Raw genomic sequence first — 14,806 nt, 5'->3', positions numbered from 1 at the left:
GATAATTCATACACATCTCCCGAATCAGGGCGCTACGAGTGCGTTTGTGTATGATAATTCATACATATTCCCTGATCAGGATGCTACGAGTGTGTTTATATACGATAATTCATACACATTTCCCGAATCAGGGCGCTACGAGTGCGTTTATGTACGATAATTCATACACATCTCCCCAATGATGCCGCTACGTGTATGTTGTGTATGATATTTCATACACCTCCACGCGTGCCTTCACGCCGGGCTGGCCGGCTGCTCAGGAGTAACTGCTCGATCCAGTCAGATGAACCAAATCGTCACAGCGCGCGCTAAGAGCAGAAAATGAGCCTTCAGCATGCTTACAAAGTCAATTCCAGCAACCTATCCCAGCTCCCCAGTTGCATTAAGGTCATTAGAAGATTTCAAGCTGCGAAAGTTGAGTAATAAATTGTGTAATTTTTCAAAAAAACCCGGGCTACCCCCTGATAAACTCCGCCAACAGCGGTGCTATCTCCCCGTATATGCTGTCGAATTGCGCAATCGGCAGCGGATTAACGCCTTCACCCGCCTCTATCGTGAAGCCCGGGCGGTGAAATTCATGAATAAACCAATCTTTATACCCTGCATCGCTGCCTGTTAACTTCACCGCGGTATACCCGCTGGCTTGGGCCAAGCGTTCGGCGAGCACTTCCGCGGAAGCCGGCTCCATATTGCGGTAGTTCCAATATATTTCCCGCCCCTGCGTATGCAAGGACGCTACCCTGGCGAAGCGCTGCCCGTAAGTCAGACCGGCGAGAGCCGCGGCCTCTGGCTCGCTAAGCGGCATCTCTCCGCCATAGTCCTGCGCGGAAGGTCCAGAAATGTTGCGCCTGGCGCGTTCCTCCTCCCAGCCCGCCGGGAACTGATCATTAAGATCCACTCCGCGAATATTCGCCTTCCAGCGGCTGAAGTCCTCGCTGCCTTTGTTCCACTCCAGCAACTGCTCCCTGAAAGGACAACCCGGCCATAATCCGTCCTGGGCCAAGTTCATCCCATCCGGGTTAACCATCGGAACTGCCCATAACGTGATCCGATCATGCGTGATCTGATCAAGCGATACAGCTCCACCCATAGCGCCGCCTGCCGCTTCGCCGGAGTTAGGCTCTCCAGATGCGGCCAGTTGCTCAATAAAGCGAAGCAGAAGCGGTGTCGTAATCCACTCGTTAGCATGAACTGACGCATTAATATGAATGTGCTCATCCCCCTTCCCGATGACAAGGGCATCAATGGATTTGCCCAGGACGCTTTTTCCGATTTCAACCCTCGTTATAAAAGGATAACGCGCAAGCAACTGCCCGATATGGGCTATGCCATCTTCATAACGATATCCGCTTTGTACGCGTACGATAGTCTTTTGGGCTTCATTTTTAGACATCAATACCGATTACCTCCCGATATTAAATTTCCCCCGAAGCAGGCCACTCCTGGTCCTCATTCCATCGCCCTATCTCCTCTTGTCTTGTTGTCTTGTTGTCTTGTTGTCCTATTGATTTATTGATTTATTGTTTTATTATCTTGTTGATCTCCTGTTGATCTCCTGTTGATCTCCTGTTGTTCTCCTGTTGTTCTTCTGTTGTTCTTCTGTTGTTCTTCTGTTGTTCTCCTGTTGTTCTTCTGTTGTTCTTCTGTTAATCTCCTGTTGATATCGTGTTGTTTGCCTGTCCTCGTGTGCTCCTATCCTCCAGTTCAACTGATCAGCCCATCAAGTGGACGATGATCGCCAGGACAGCTAAATGTACCGGATAGAATGCCCTCCAAATCCAGCGTGGCATATTCCAGGACTCCAGCCTTTTCCATAGATCAGGTCCATACACGATAAATATCGTCGGCAAAATGCTGAATAGCTGAATAACCCAGCCGTAAGTAAACAAGGCCGCCAAATTTAATAACAAATGCATCATAATAAGCTGGGGGCCAGACTTCACATAATTGAATATAAGCATGAGAAGCAGTCCATATGCTCCATATTCGAAGGGAAACACCTCAAAAAAGATGCAGCCTGACGCAATTAATAAAAAAGCCGGCCACCCCGGCGACAATCCGTCAAGCACACGCAGCAGTAGTAACCCCATAAACAACGAGGCCACAACATTCAGCTCATTCGTTTCAAAGAGGATCTGGTAGGGAATTTGCGATACGACAGCGATGCCGAGAAGCCGCAGCACATATTTACCATGAGAGGATGTATGCTGGTGTCCTTGCGCCAGTGCGTATACATATAAGGGAAATGCGATTCGGCCAATAATTCTCCAAACAGCTTGATCTGGAAAAAACAACAGGCCGACATGGTCGATCAGCATCGTTAACATGGCGATGAACTGCATCATAATCCTCCTTCAATCCATTTCATGAAGTTTTCTAAAAAACATAGCTCTGCCAAGCGAAGCAAGCGCATACATTTTTGCGGAGTCTTCCCCATCTCCTGCCACTCTATTGAGGGGAGGCATAGAAATTACAAGCAAAATTTCAGGTAAAACACAGGTAAGAAAGACTCAGGTAAGATTGCTGCGGAAGCTCCCGTATGTATCAAACATCCTCCTTTGAAAAGAAAACAGGTACAAAAACAACCTTTGCGGAAAAGACGGTTCCTTCCAGCAAAGGTTGTTCTGATTCCAATCAGGATGGATTGGAAACCTGCCATACGATTGGGGTAAGCTCAATCTGTTCCCCTAACCACTGATGAGCTATTTTGCTGAACATTTCGGAATCTCCGCTGCAGAAGAATTGATGGATCGGGACTTCGTTGCCACGAGCCAACTGCCCTTTTTGATACAGTACCGTACTAATCTCCCGTGCCGTTTCATCTGCAGAGCTGATCAGCTTTACGTCTGGGCCCATTACTTCTTGAATCGGATTCATTAGAAATGGATAATGCGTACATCCCAAAATAAGACAGTCAATCGGGTGCTGCTTCATTTCACTAAGCGACTGCTCCACGACGAGCGTAGCCTTTGGCGTCCCGAACTGCCCCTGCTCGACAAGAGGAACGAATTCAGGACAGGCCTCGCTGACCACATCGATCACCGGATTCAGTTCTTTTAGGGCGGCAGTATAGGCACCGCTATGAATCGTTCCGATCGTTCCGATTACCCCCACTTGACCGGTCTTGGTCGAGCTAATTGCCGCCCTTGCTCCCGGATGAATGACCCCGATGACGGGAACGGTCAGCTTGCGTTTAATATGCTCGAGCGCGGCTGCCGTGGCCGTATTACACGCGATGACAACCATTTTCGGCTTGAATTGAATCAAAAAATCCACGATCTGCTCTGTAAATAAAGTAACTTCTTCTGGAGATCGGGGGCCATAAGGCGTCCGCGCCGTATCTCCGAAGTATATGATTTTCTCCCTGGGCAGTTGTCTCATGACCTCCTTGGCCACAGTGAGACCACCTACACCCGAGTCTAGTATTGCGATGGCTTGCTGCTGCACGAACATACCGCTTCCTTTTATTATAGTTTAGATGCTTTACGTTACTTTATGTCTATTCATCTTAAAGTGTAACTAAATTAAATATTACCCCAATTTATGATGCTGTGACAAGAAACGGTCCCTAAGTGCCTGTCCCACATAGCACGTGAAAAAAGACCCGGGGCAGGGTCTTCTTAAAGAAGCATGCTTATTCAAGACTTGCTCTTGTCATCCTCGCGAATGACCGTCTGCTCAGCGGAAGCGGTAGCAGCGGTAGTAGCGGTGCCATACGCAGACTCCGCTTCCCCGGCAGTTGCACTTACATCACTTGCATTAACATCAATGACGTTTACTTGATTTGAGTTCACTTCATTTGTGCCAGTTGTATTTACTTCATCATTTGCATTTACTTCATTCGTATTTAATTCCTCGATTGCTATAGCTGCGTTAGTGTCAGACATATCGTATTCCGTAGTAATTGCTGAAATTTGCACTTCCTTGTCTTCCTCTTCTTCGCCTTTGCTATCCCGCCAGCCCTGAATGTCCTGGATGATATTTCCGGCCGTCTCCTTTACCTTCTCGGCAATATAAGCGCTCTGCTCACTTACTTTACCTGCAAGTTCACCCGTTTTCTCACCGACCTGGCGGGCGCCATCGGCAATATCCTTGCGAAGCTCCTTGCCCGGCTTTGGTGCGAACAACAGTGCTGTGACAGAACCGACGATCGTACCGATGGCAGCGCCCCAAATCCAACCCTTGCTTCCTTTGCTCACGATTCATCTCTCCTTATGCGGCTTGCCCTTGCAATCCGGGCTAATGCCTATATAGTTAATTTATTATAAGCAGCAGATGATTGTCCCGACACAACAGTTAGATGACATTTATACAATATTTCTTTCAGAGTTCAATTCCCTCTTGATCCAAATATGCGCGAACGCGCCCAGCAAAGGCATCCAGCGCTTCCGCCTCTTTGAGGCGTTTAATAACCGTTGATGCTGCGTCCCGGTCCATATCGAAATATTCCTGCACCAGTGGTTTGCGGAGGCGAACCAGTTCAATCAATATGCTGTGAAGCACAGTATCAATTACATTTTCGTCAAGCATAATATCAACAATGTCCTCATAACTGCTCGCATCCCGCATAATGAAACCATCGATTAAATAGCTCCCGACATCTGTTACAATTTCCAGCGCCAAATGAAGCGCTCTCTCTATGGCATAACGCTCCAGAAGCCCTGCCTGCTGCATCTGAATCGAGTCTGACGCCTGCAAGACTTGTACAATTTCCGGCAGCATATGTAATCTGCGTTCGATTTGTTCCCGGTTTACGTAATACACGAAAGTCTCCTCCTTCAATGTGCTGCGGACTTCCTAATCGGTATCCTTGGCTCGTTCCCGCTTGCTTTCCTCTATTTGCTTTCTCTGTTTGCTTTCTCTGATTGCTTCTCTGTTTGCGCCTGCTTCTGTTTAGGGCGCACCTTCCGCTTCACCAGAATAATAGCATCCGTCATCGAAATCAGAATTCAAAATCAACGGCCACTTGGCTCTCTCTTGCTTCCACCATATGCTCTATCACTTTTTTATGGACAGGATGCACCTGATATCCTTCCAAATCCTCCAGGGAATCAAAAGTAGTGACGAGGGCAATATCGTACGAACGAGGCGATTTCACAACGTCGATGCCAACTTCAATGCTGCGAAGCTGCTCAATTTTCCCCTCCATATTGCGAAGTACGCTGGCTGTTCTTTCAATGCTCTCCGGGGAAGAATCCTTTAATTTAAACAATACGATATGTTTAATCATTACGTGTTCTCTCCTTAAAAATATATTCACTGCATACCATCAAAATATATCATACCGCATATCAGCCGTAAAAGCTTAATCGCTTGCGATGTCTTTTTTAAATAAAACTGTTCCGGTTATAGATGCATGTCCAATCTCTATGAAACTACTGAACATATCATATATTAAGTTCAAACAACAATAGAAACACGGAGGTTAGTCATGTGCAATCTAAGCTGCTTACTGAATCGTTCGAGACGGAAACTGCGAATGCGAATACTTCAAGCGTCGGTAGAGCTGTTAGAGCAGAGAACCGATCATTTGGAGAAATTGCTTGCCACAGCTATATTTCCCAATGCGGAGACGATCGAGCGGTTAAGCCAATCGGTTGGCAAAGATATAATGATTCAAACGAATAGCATAAAAATACCCGGCAATCTGCTTGCCGTTTATAGCGACAGCTTTAAACTGCGTGACAAAAAGGGGCAGCTTGTTATCATTCCCGCCAGCAAAGTAATTTCAATTGCGTTTGATAATACACAGTTGCAGAGTTAGACTGTATATTATAATTTGTTTATTCATGCTTATTAATCCAAATGTTCCCTAAAACCAATTTTCTAAAATTTATTGTTTCATAATTCTATGTTCCCTGATGAGGTGAAAGTAAGTGCCAAGTTTAGTATTGGAAGGTGGTACCCTCCGGCCAATTTTCAGTGCAGGCGTAATGGACGCATTATTGGATCAGCAAATTATGTTTCCTTACTGTATAGGGGTATCCGCTGGAATTAGCAACGGATTTTCTTATATATCGAGACAGAAACGAAGAAATCTTGATATTTTAGAGCAGTATCGCCATGATCCCCGTTATATCGGATATCGGAATTATGTTCGACACCGCAGCTTATTCGGCTTGGACTTCATATTCGGGGAAATTCCTGGACAACTAATTCCATTTGATGTTGAAGCTTTTAAGAGTTATACGGGTAGACTGCTAGTCGGCGTGACCAATGCAATGACAGGGCAGCCTGAATATATAGATGGCATGGAAATCGACGAACAATGGACGATGCTGCGGGCTACTTGTGCCATACCTTTGTTTTTTCCGGCCATTGAAATGAACGGTTCCAAATATTATGACGGGGGTCTCACCGATCCGATTCCTATTCGTAAAGCGGTGAAAGACGGAAATGAGAAGCATTTAATCATTCTGACCCAGCCAAAAGGCTATGTAAAAACGTTTAGCCGGCAAAATGCGATGGTAGGCAGATTATTAAAGCGTAAATACCCTCATCTCGAACATATTTTGCTGACGAGACACGAAATATATAACGAGTCAGTAGCCTACTGCGAGCAATTGGAGCTCGATGGAAAGGCCGTTATCATTCGCCCTCAAATGCCGCTGGATAGCTTCGAGAAGGATCTCGGTAAACTGCGGAGCACTTGTCAGCATGGCTATGATCTTGCGATGGATAAAATAAAGGATATTCACAAGCTGTTTGCTTAAAATTGCGCAAAGGTGGCTGTTGCCGAGTGAAGGCGATCATTATTGGCGCGGGGATTGGCGGATTATGCACGTCGATCGCACTGCGTAAAATCGGCCTGCAAACCGTCGTCTATGATAAAAGAGCTGAATTGGATCTTGGCGGCGCCGGTCTGGGGATCGGGGCTAATGCCGTTCGCGCGCTGCAGCTTTTGGGTGCTGGCGACCAACTATTCCAGGTTGGCAAGACAATGCGAAGTGTACAAATCAAGTCGGAGCGGGGGAAGCTGCTAAGTGATACGAAGACTGCCCCGATTAGCCGTAAATTCGGTGCAGATAACGTGAACATCGATCGCGCCAAATTGCTTGACGTATTGTTATCGGCAGCGGGCCCTGATCACCGCATTCAAGCTAACAAACGATGCGTACGCTTCGAGCAGTCTGCCTGCGGGATTAAGGTCTGGTTCGCGGACGGGACCTCGGAGGAGGGGGATATCCTTATCGCAGCCGACGGTATTCATTCCGTCATTCGCCAAACGCTGCTGCCGCAAACGAAGCCCCGGTATGCAGGCTATACATGCTGGCGCTCGGTCGTGCCCGTCGACTGGTCCCGGTTAAATTACGACCCGGATGTATTTACGGAAACATGGGGGAGAAACGGGCGGTTTGGCCTCGTTCCGCTTGCCAGCGGCCATATTTACTGGTTCGCTTGTTTAAATGCGAAAAAAGCCGATCCCCGGCTTGCTCAATTTACAGCAAAAGACCTCGCAAAACAATTTGGGCATTATCACGAGCCGATTCCCCAATTACTCGAAAACTCCTGCAGCGGGCTGCTGCTCCACCATGATATTCTGTTCCTTCCCCCGCTTCGCCGCTTTACTTTCGGACGGGTCGTGCTGCTTGGCGATGCCGCTCATGCCACGACACCGAATATGGGCCAGGGAGCGGGGCAGGCGATCGAGGATGCCATCATATTGGCCGGGCATATCCGGCATTCCCCGAGCATCGAAACGGCCTTGGAGCGTTATAGCAAACAGCGTGTAAAGCGTACTGCCGCTATAACCAAAATGTCCAACCTCGTCGGGAAAATAGCGCAGCTAAACCTGCCGGCCGCCATTGCGCTCAGAAATGCCCTCATGCCGGCGACCGGCAAGCTGGTGACACGCCAACTGGACTATTTGTACCACATTGATCTGGATGGCCTGCTAAAGTGATGAACTACGGCTATGGCCGGCAGCCATCCAAGCATACCCGGATCCGCATCGTACGTACGGGAACTGTTTATAGCAGTTGTTTATAGCAGCTGTTTATTACAGCTTTTCATTACAGCCTTCCATTACAGCTTTTCATTGCAGCATTCTCACCAATCCATCGTTGCATTTTTCTCCATTACAACTTCGCGTTCCAGTTTACACGATTCATTACGCTGTTTTTTTGTACTAACAGCCGGGTATACAAATAGCTCCTGTTATGTAGATAGGGCTCCTCCGTTGGCGGTGCAAGAAAATACATCCCTGCTATGCAGGCCATATTGTAATCATCCCACCCTGTGTATTTACGCTGGGCAATCTCAGCGATTTCGCGAGCATAGTAACGGTCATCTCTCCGAGTCCTGTATTTCAGGCTTACGCCGGCCTGCGATAGCGCAAGGTAGAGAGCATAATCATATGCAGCAATCCCCTCCGGCCCCAAGTGGTTCATGAACTTGTTTACTGCGGAGTAATTGTTTTTCAAAATGGACAACTCCGGCAAGCTTGCGATGTACTGCTCGCGCATTTCATAGCTCATCGTGGACAGCGTTTGTTTTACTTCATTAAATTTCATTCGATGGCCTTTATACAACAGCCAGTTAAGCCTGTCATGTAAAGTTAAGGAATCCTCTATCCCCCAGCGGAACAGCCAGCTTTGCAGTATTGGCCGCGGGCAGCTGCGAAGATCGCCGCAATGGCGGACGGCCTGATCGTCCAGGGGATTGCCGATAAAGAATACCGCTGTCATCGCTTGATAATATGTCCTTTTTCTCCAGTTTACACCTAGCATTTTGCGGCCTATTCCTTTCCACTATGAATTGAATCCAGCCGTCTGATCCTTCCAAACTCTTTATAAAGGAACAGGAGGCAACGGGTCAAAATAATGACCGCTAATCCGACAAAAACAACGATGCTAATATTAATTGTAATGGTCTTCGGCGGCTTACCTTCATTTATATATTTAGGATAATATCCAACGGGTACTTCGTCATTCGGCATAAGCTCCCGTAAAACGGAGGCCACCGTCCGCCGCAGGCTGGTGGATCTCAGCTCATCGAGAGTCCCGGTCATGGTGAACGGCTGCTGCTCCTCTATAACCGCTTTATCCAATGATTCGCGAGTAAAAAAAATAATGTGCTGATCATGGAATTTCCCCAAATATATATACCTCTTTGGCAGCGGCAACCCGAATTTCCTAAATTTCATATAAACATTGTATCGGCTATCGTATACGGTCTCCACTATCCCGGACTCGTTTTCAAGCTCATATTGTGCCAAGTCAAGATCCGTTACATCGGTCAATGTAATTGAAATGCTGTGGTCGTGATCCGCACGAGCCAGCTGTTCTACACTGGTGATCACCAAAGGCTTCCTTGCCTCTATTCCCTTGGGGATGCTGTTAACAAATCCCACAAGAATCAAAACGAGGAAAAAAACGATCCACAGGGATATGATTGTTTTTGGGCGAATTAATTGTAACCACTTTGTGGTATTATGCCGCTTAACCGCTTGCCGCTGCTGTTCGTACAATTTCTGTACATAATCCGGATGGATATCGGCAAGGCTGTTGAGCGCCTGAATGGCCTCCGGCGAGGCGGGCTCAGTCCGGGTATGGACTTCAATAAAGTAACCTATTGCCTCCTCCCGCTGGCCCAGCTCCAAGGAACATTTGCCGAGCATAAGAACGGCCTCAATGTTAGACGGGAACCGCGCTGCCACTGACTTATATTCCTCGGCCGCCAAGGCAAATTCGCGCTGAGCATACCGGATACGAGCGCGATTCAAATACCCGTCCGCTTCCCCGGGAATTACATCGATCAATTGATCAAAAACGGCAATCGCTTCATCAAAACGGCACATGCGAACGTTATATTCTCCGATCAGGCGCAGTAAATCAGGATCGTCAGCAAATAGCTTCAGAGCCTTATGCAAGGCTGCCGATGCTTTCTCCAAACGATTTTCCATTAATGCTTGATAGCCTTCGTAACGATATTTTAAAAACATATCATAATCGATATCGCCAGCCTGCAGCAGAAATTCGTAACGAAGTCCAGGACTATGCAGCTGTTTTTTGTAATAATCAAGGAAAGAATTAGCTTCTTTCCCCGATTCACCGTCATTGGCCTCGGTCAGCTCATGTTCCCATTTGAAAAAATGGTCAAGCAATTTCCAGATGGGGCCTGGCAAATACTTGCGCTCTTGTAAAAGATCAAGGAATCGCCCGCTAATTTCTTCTTTGTTGTTCATATTCCAGGTGATGCTGGAATTTAACAGTTCCAGCCATGCATCGGATGAAATCCGGGACGGGAAGTGCTCATATATAGCGATGGCCTGCTCTATAAATTCATCTACCGTCTGTATGCCCTCGTCAGTTGCTTCGGCGTCTAGTGTGCCATCCCTCGTCAATCTTGGATACATTATCGAAGTGCTATCCGCAGTTTGATCAACTTCGTCGCTTATTATTTTGTAAACGAACTGAGGTTGTTGTTCTTCTCCTCCGTTAGGTTCATTATGCAGTTCAGTTTGGTGCTCGAGGTGATGCTCATCGTCGTACTGTTCAGCAGACTGTTCGTTATCCTGCTCATCATGCTGTCTAACATACTCCGTGTCCTGCCCGGACCTCTGTTCTTGCTCATCCTGAAGCGGATCATTATAGTTTGAACTTGCAGCTCCTTCTTGCTTAATCCGGTCATTTTGCTGTTTTGCTATTTTTAATGCGTGGTCATACGCTTCACGCAAAGCCTGATAGCCTGCAGCATCCTCCTCCGGATGGTAAACTTGCAGCTGTTTGGCGTAAGCTCGTTTAATTTGCTTTATATCGCTCGTGGGTTCAATGCCCAATCTTTGCCAAATGGTTATATAAAGTCCAGCCATGCTGTCTCTCTCTCCAATAAAAAGTAATGAAAAAAATGATTTCCCATCCTTTTTATCGGATAGCGAGTTGAATTCTGTTAGAAAAACATTAATTTAATATAAAATATATAGTTGATATATTTTTGTAATTAAATATAATTATTATATAATGACCGTAAAAATAAATACAGTTGAAAAGAGGAACTGTCCGATGACAAGCAGCGAGAACAACTACAATAACATTACTAATAACAATAACAAAAACAATATCAACAACAACATCAACAACAACAACAACAACATGATGTGCGATCTTACCACTGGCGTATGCGGTAATATTAGCAATGATGATGAAGGAATCGAACCCATCGACCTGAATCAACCTCAAGAAATGGTTCGTTTATATTATGTTACGGATCCAATTTGCTCCCATTGCTGGGCGCTGGAGCCTGTGCTGCTCCGCTTTCGGGAGCAATACGGCCGTTACGTTGAGTTTCATACCGTGATGGGAGGTTTACTTGAAAGCTGGAACAGTTTTGCCGATGTCAGCAACGGCATTCAAAGTCCGGCGGATGTAGCCGGCCACTGGCGTGAAGTCGGAGAGCAATCCCGCATGCCGATCGACGGCTCATTGTGGCTGGACAATCCCGTGCAATCGTCTTATATCCCCTCCCGCGTATATAAGATTATTCAGCAGCAGAATGAGAAGCTGGCGGACACGTTTTTGCGGCGGGCAAGAGAAGCTCTATTTGCCTTTAATAGAAACATCGGGGCAGACGAGGTTCTGACCGATATCGTTAGCCAGATGGGATTGGATGGAGCCGATATTGTAAACCAAGCCGCAACACCGGCTGCACAGAGCTTGCTGGAGGAGGATTTCGACCTTTCCCGGTCGCTTGGAGTACGGGGCTTCCCAACAATAATTATGGTCAATAAAGACAATAAGGGCGTAAAAATAGTTGGGGCCAGATCGTTAACCGACTATGTGAAAGCTCTGTCGCAAGTGTTGGAAACGGAATCCCTGCAAGCACGCGCCGTTCCGGATATGGCATCCCTCCTGATGAGAGAGCAGCGCTTGTTTTCTAAAGAAATAGAAGTCATGTATGATCTTGAGCAGCATGAGGTAGAGAGGTTTCTGAAAAAATCGCTCCCTGCGGGCGAGTATATGCTTTCGCAAATTATCGGAGAATCGTACGTTGAGTCCAAACACTTATCTTGATATGAATATATTAACGCTGTAATGCAAGATCAAAGACGGCACCGCCATGAACCGCGGTGCCGTTTTTTATCACAATAAATAGGCATCATTATAAGATTTGATAAAGCGGCTGTTCCTCCAGGAAATGAACCGGAACTGCCGGAAACCACGTTTCCAGCCGCTTCGCTAAAGCTCTCATGCCAGGCGCCTCGCTCTCGGCATGGCCGAGCATGATTAAGGCACGAGACCGTCCCTGCTGCCAGCTGTCTCGCACATACTCGGGCGTCTCCCACTCCGGCCCCTCCCCGGCAATGATCAAATCTAAGTGCTCATGGGCAAATAAAGGGATCGCATTTGTGCCGCCGCCGCGATACCCGACCAATATCCCTACCCGCCTGCAGCGCATCGTCATATCCCCAGCAACACGGACGTATGGGACATTCAGCTTCAGCTTCAAATGATCCGCAATCTCGGCTACAGTCATATCCGGCAGGTCAAGAATTGTTGAGGCCGGATAGACGCGATCAATGCAATCCTCCCAGTCCAACGCCTGCACTAAGCCAGCCGTAATTCCGTCCGGCTCGTATTTGTGAATGTAGTCATGCAGCCTGAACATCGCGAGCCCCGAAGCTTCGGTCAATCCCTGCTTCTGTGCAAAGACCGAATCCCCCTGCAGCCAATCCGTCTGGCTATGATGGCTGTAATAAGGGCCTTCATGAGTAATCAATAAATTGATGCCCAAATCGGCGGCTTGCTGAATCACCTGCTGCGTCGGCATAAATGTAATGCCAATGCCTGTTACGGAGGTGCCCGGATCTCCCGTTAGCAGCCTGTCCACCGTATTCTCCAGAGCGGGCGCTGGCGCCGTCAATTGATCCAAAACCTGCTGTATCGTAATCGCCAAGTGGAGTCCTCCTTCCATACATTGCTGGATCTTTCATTCCAACCGATTATAGCATGGCGTTGATCAGGCGGGGAATGTTCTGCAGCGCAGCCTGCTTCTCCACGGCACCCAGCTCGTAGGCAGCCCTGGGCATTCCGTAAACAACTGACGATTCCTCGTTCTGCCCGATCGTCCTCGCTCCTTTTCTGCGCATGGCGAGCATGCCTCTTGCTCCGTCATAACCCATACCGGTCAGAATTACACCAAGCGCCTCTTTTCCGGCTTCCTTGGCGACAGATTCGAACAATACGTCAACTGAGGGACAATGCCCGCTTACCTTTTCCCCTTGAGAACAAACGACTTTATAACCGCTGCCAAACTTCCTGATCCTGATATGACGGTCGCCAGGCGCCATCAATACCTTGCCAGGCTCGATGATATCACCCGTTTCCGCCTCCTTGACCATCCATGCGGTGAACCGGTTCAATCGCTCCGCAAACATCGTGGAGAACACCGGCGGAATATGCTGGACAATGACAAGTCCCGGGTACCGATGCGGCTGCATCAGCTTCAACAGATTATAGATGGCCTCCGTGCCTCCTGTTGAGGCGCCTATGGCAATCAGCTTCTTGTCCGTGCTCATCCTCTCTGCATGAGGAACAGGTTCGATGACCGTTATGTCAGAACTGATAACCATGGCCTTGGCAGCGATATGGATTTTCAGAATCAATTCCTCCACGAACGGCTCAATCCTGCCGAGGGCGCTCATGTCGGGCTTGGTCATGAAATCCACCGCCCCCACGCTCATCGCCTCAAACACCGCTTGGCTCACCGCGCTGACAATAACGACCGGCAGCGGATGCTGAGGCAGGAGGCGGCGCAGAAATTCAATGCCGTTCATCCTCGGCATTTCCACATCGCAGACCATCACATCCGGATTATACCTGATGATTTTATCCCTAGCGTCAAAGGGATCGTTTGCGGTCGCCACCACTTCCAGCGCGGGGTCAGTGGATATTCCTTTGCTTATAAAAGTCCGAAACAACAAAGAATCATCGACGACCAGTACTTTTATCCTGCTTTTCATACGCCTCCTACTGCCTTCCCTCAATTCTTGCGGAACACCGCAGGCATAACATAATGGAATCGGCTCTGCGTCTTGTCAATCGTCTCCGAATGCCCGATAAACAGGTACCCGCCCGGCTCGAGCCAATCATAGAAACGCTGAATAAGCTCCGCTTTTGTGCGGTTATCAAAATAAATCATGACATTTCTACAAAAGATAACGTGAAACTTCCTGCGGAATGGAAACCTCAGCGACATCAGATTAAACCGCCTGAAAATAATCTCCCTGCGGATGCCCTCGGCAATTTGAACCCGGTCCTCGTCCAGCTTAGTAAAATATGTGCTCCTCCAATACTTTGGGAGATTCCCGATCGTTCCCTTCTCGTAAATTCCCTGTCTCGCCAGACTAAGCACCTTGTCCGATATATCTGTGGCCAACAGCTTTGTATCCCACTCCTTCTTACTTATGCCGAAATATTCGTCCATTAGCATAGCGAGGCAGTAAGGCTCCTCTCCCGTTGAGCATCCGGCGCTCCATATGCGCAAATCCCTGCTCGCCACAGTCTGCTTTAAATACGGCAGTACATGGTTTTTAAAATAGTGAAAATGATTCGCTTCCCGCATGAAAAACGTGTGGTTGGTCGTGATTTTATTGATCAGCGTTCCCATCGCGGCTCCGCTCTGATCCGAGACCAGATACTCGTAATAATCGGTAAAATTATCAAGGCCGAGCTGCAGGAGAACCTGATGCAGCCTGCCGAGCACCAGCATTTTTTTCTCCGGCTTCAGATAAATGCCGCTGTTCGAATGAATATAGGAGGCGAGCTGCGCAAATTCTCTATCCGTTATCGTAAACATCGGTTGTCAT

General features: G+C 47.8%; 15 protein-coding genes. 4 read left to right on the top strand and 11 right to left on the bottom strand.

The window, feature by feature from the left end; translation table 11 throughout:
* Positions 1–454: 454 nt before the first annotated feature.
* The 6 genes from G358_RS30470 to G358_RS0118680 all read right to left on the bottom strand — a co-directional run bounded on the left by G358_RS30470 (position 455) and on the right by G358_RS0118680 (position 5,230).
* Positions 455–1,393, bottom strand: a complete 939-nt coding sequence (locus tag G358_RS30470) for a M14 family metallopeptidase (RefSeq protein WP_019638781.1) — start codon at positions 1,391–1,393, stop codon at positions 455–457.
* A gap of 319 nt (positions 1,394–1,712) precedes the next feature.
* Positions 1,713–2,345 (bottom strand): TraX family protein, encoded by a 633-nt coding sequence (locus tag G358_RS0118705; protein ID WP_338042714.1) that lies wholly within the window; start codon positions 2,343–2,345, stop codon positions 1,713–1,715.
* 289 nt (positions 2,346–2,634) lie between these two features.
* A complete protein-coding gene (racE, locus tag G358_RS0118700; protein ID WP_026342353.1) occupies positions 2,635–3,453 on the bottom strand; it encodes a glutamate racemase in 819 nt (272 codons plus the stop codon).
* A gap of 185 nt (positions 3,454–3,638) precedes the next feature.
* Positions 3,639–4,199 carry a YtxH domain-containing protein gene (locus G358_RS32475; protein ID WP_019638778.1) on the bottom strand — a complete coding sequence of 187 codons (561 nt, stop codon included), beginning with the start codon at positions 4,197–4,199 and terminating at the stop codon, positions 3,639–3,641.
* A gap of 124 nt (positions 4,200–4,323) precedes the next feature.
* Entirely contained in the window at positions 4,324–4,764 is a 441-nt protein-coding gene (locus G358_RS0118690) for a DUF86 domain-containing protein (RefSeq protein ID WP_019638777.1), read from the bottom strand.
* 178 nt (positions 4,765–4,942) lie between these two features.
* Entirely contained in the window at positions 4,943–5,230 is a 288-nt protein-coding gene (locus G358_RS0118680; RefSeq protein ID WP_019638775.1) for a Dabb family protein, read from the bottom strand.
* A gap of 249 nt (positions 5,231–5,479) precedes the next feature.
* Between G358_RS0118680 and G358_RS0118675 the strand changes: the two genes are divergently transcribed.
* From G358_RS0118675 to G358_RS0118665, 3 genes are all read left to right on the top strand, one after another.
* Positions 5,480–5,764 (top strand): hypothetical protein, encoded by a 285-nt coding sequence (locus tag G358_RS0118675; RefSeq protein WP_157274423.1) that lies wholly within the window; start codon positions 5,480–5,482, stop codon positions 5,762–5,764.
* A gap of 112 nt (positions 5,765–5,876) precedes the next feature.
* Complete coding sequence (locus G358_RS0118670) at positions 5,877–6,713, top strand: patatin-like phospholipase family protein (protein WP_019638773.1); 837 nt, start codon at positions 5,877–5,879, stop codon at positions 6,711–6,713.
* A gap of 26 nt (positions 6,714–6,739) precedes the next feature.
* On the top strand, positions 6,740–7,903 hold the full coding sequence (locus G358_RS0118665; RefSeq protein WP_019638772.1) for an FAD-dependent monooxygenase: 1,164 nt from the start codon (positions 6,740–6,742) through the stop codon (positions 7,901–7,903).
* A gap of 175 nt (positions 7,904–8,078) precedes the next feature.
* Here the strand turns inward: G358_RS0118665 and G358_RS0118660 are convergent, their stop codons facing one another.
* Both G358_RS0118660 and G358_RS0118655 read right to left on the bottom strand, forming a co-directional pair.
* Positions 8,079–8,729 carry a DUF1266 domain-containing protein gene (locus G358_RS0118660; RefSeq protein ID WP_019638771.1) on the bottom strand — a complete coding sequence of 217 codons (651 nt, stop codon included), beginning with the start codon at positions 8,727–8,729 and terminating at the stop codon, positions 8,079–8,081.
* 8 nt (positions 8,730–8,737) lie between these two features.
* The gene (locus G358_RS0118655) at positions 8,738–10,813 is read right to left on the bottom strand and encodes a J domain-containing protein (protein WP_019638770.1); all 2,076 of its coding nucleotides are present in this window, start codon (positions 10,811–10,813) and stop codon (positions 8,738–8,740) included.
* A gap of 190 nt (positions 10,814–11,003) precedes the next feature.
* On the opposite strand from G358_RS0118655, the gene G358_RS0118650 reads away from it, so the two are divergent.
* Entirely contained in the window at positions 11,004–12,011 is a 1,008-nt protein-coding gene (locus tag G358_RS0118650; RefSeq protein ID WP_019638769.1) for a DsbA family oxidoreductase, read from the top strand.
* 88 nt (positions 12,012–12,099) lie between these two features.
* Here the strand turns inward: G358_RS0118650 and G358_RS0118645 are convergent, their stop codons facing one another.
* The 3 genes from G358_RS0118645 to G358_RS0118635 are packed head-to-tail and all read right to left on the bottom strand — an operon-like array spanning position 12,100 to position 14,796.
* A complete protein-coding gene (locus tag G358_RS0118645; RefSeq protein ID WP_019638768.1) occupies positions 12,100–12,894 on the bottom strand; it encodes a Nif3-like dinuclear metal center hexameric protein in 795 nt (264 codons plus the stop codon).
* A gap of 46 nt (positions 12,895–12,940) precedes the next feature.
* On the bottom strand, positions 12,941–13,960 hold the full coding sequence (locus tag G358_RS0118640) for a protein-glutamate methylesterase/protein-glutamine glutaminase (RefSeq protein ID WP_019638767.1): 1,020 nt from the start codon (positions 13,958–13,960) through the stop codon (positions 12,941–12,943).
* Positions 13,961–13,980: 20 nt separating this feature from the next.
* Positions 13,981–14,796, bottom strand: coding sequence for a CheR family methyltransferase (locus tag G358_RS0118635; protein ID WP_019638766.1), 816 nt, complete (start codon positions 14,794–14,796; stop codon positions 13,981–13,983).
* Between the last annotated feature and the right edge of the window lie 10 nt (positions 14,797–14,806).

Source organism: Paenibacillus fonticola DSM 21315 (assembly GCF_000381905.1).
GTDB classification, from domain to species: domain Bacteria; phylum Bacillota; class Bacilli; order Paenibacillales; family Paenibacillaceae; genus Fontibacillus; species Fontibacillus fonticola.
Note: the sequence above shows the minus strand (reverse complement) of the source record. Positions and strands in the feature narration are given on the sequence as shown.

What these genes read in the sequence shown, in the direction of transcription:
- G358_RS0118655 (WP_019638770.1), bottom strand. Translation starts at nt 10,813, where the DNA reads ATGGCTGGACTTTATATAACCATTTGGCAAAGATTGGGCATTGAACCC.
- G358_RS0118660 (WP_019638771.1), bottom strand. Translation starts at nt 8,729, where the DNA reads ATGCTAGGTGTAAACTGGAGAAAAAGGACATATTATCAAGCGATGACA.
- G358_RS0118640 (WP_019638767.1), bottom strand. Translation starts at nt 13,960, where the DNA reads ATGAAAAGCAGGATAAAAGTACTGGTCGTCGATGATTCTTTGTTGTTT.
- racE (WP_026342353.1), bottom strand. Translation starts at nt 3,453, where the DNA reads ATGTTCGTGCAGCAGCAAGCCATCGCAATACTAGACTCGGGTGTAGGT.
- G358_RS0118675 (WP_157274423.1), top strand. Translation starts at nt 5,480, where the DNA reads ATGCGAATACTTCAAGCGTCGGTAGAGCTGTTAGAGCAGAGAACCGAT.
- G358_RS30470 (WP_019638781.1), bottom strand. Translation starts at nt 1,393, where the DNA reads ATGTCTAAAAATGAAGCCCAAAAGACTATCGTACGCGTACAAAGCGGA.
- G358_RS0118705 (WP_338042714.1), bottom strand. Translation starts at nt 2,345, where the DNA reads ATGATGCAGTTCATCGCCATGTTAACGATGCTGATCGACCATGTCGGC.
- G358_RS0118635 (WP_019638766.1), bottom strand. Translation starts at nt 14,796, where the DNA reads ATGTTTACGATAACGGATAGAGAATTTGCGCAGCTCGCCTCCTATATT.
- G358_RS0118680 (WP_019638775.1), bottom strand. Translation starts at nt 5,230, where the DNA reads ATGATTAAACATATCGTATTGTTTAAATTAAAGGATTCTTCCCCGGAG.
- G358_RS0118650 (WP_019638769.1), top strand. Translation starts at nt 11,004, where the DNA reads ATGACAAGCAGCGAGAACAACTACAATAACATTACTAATAACAATAAC.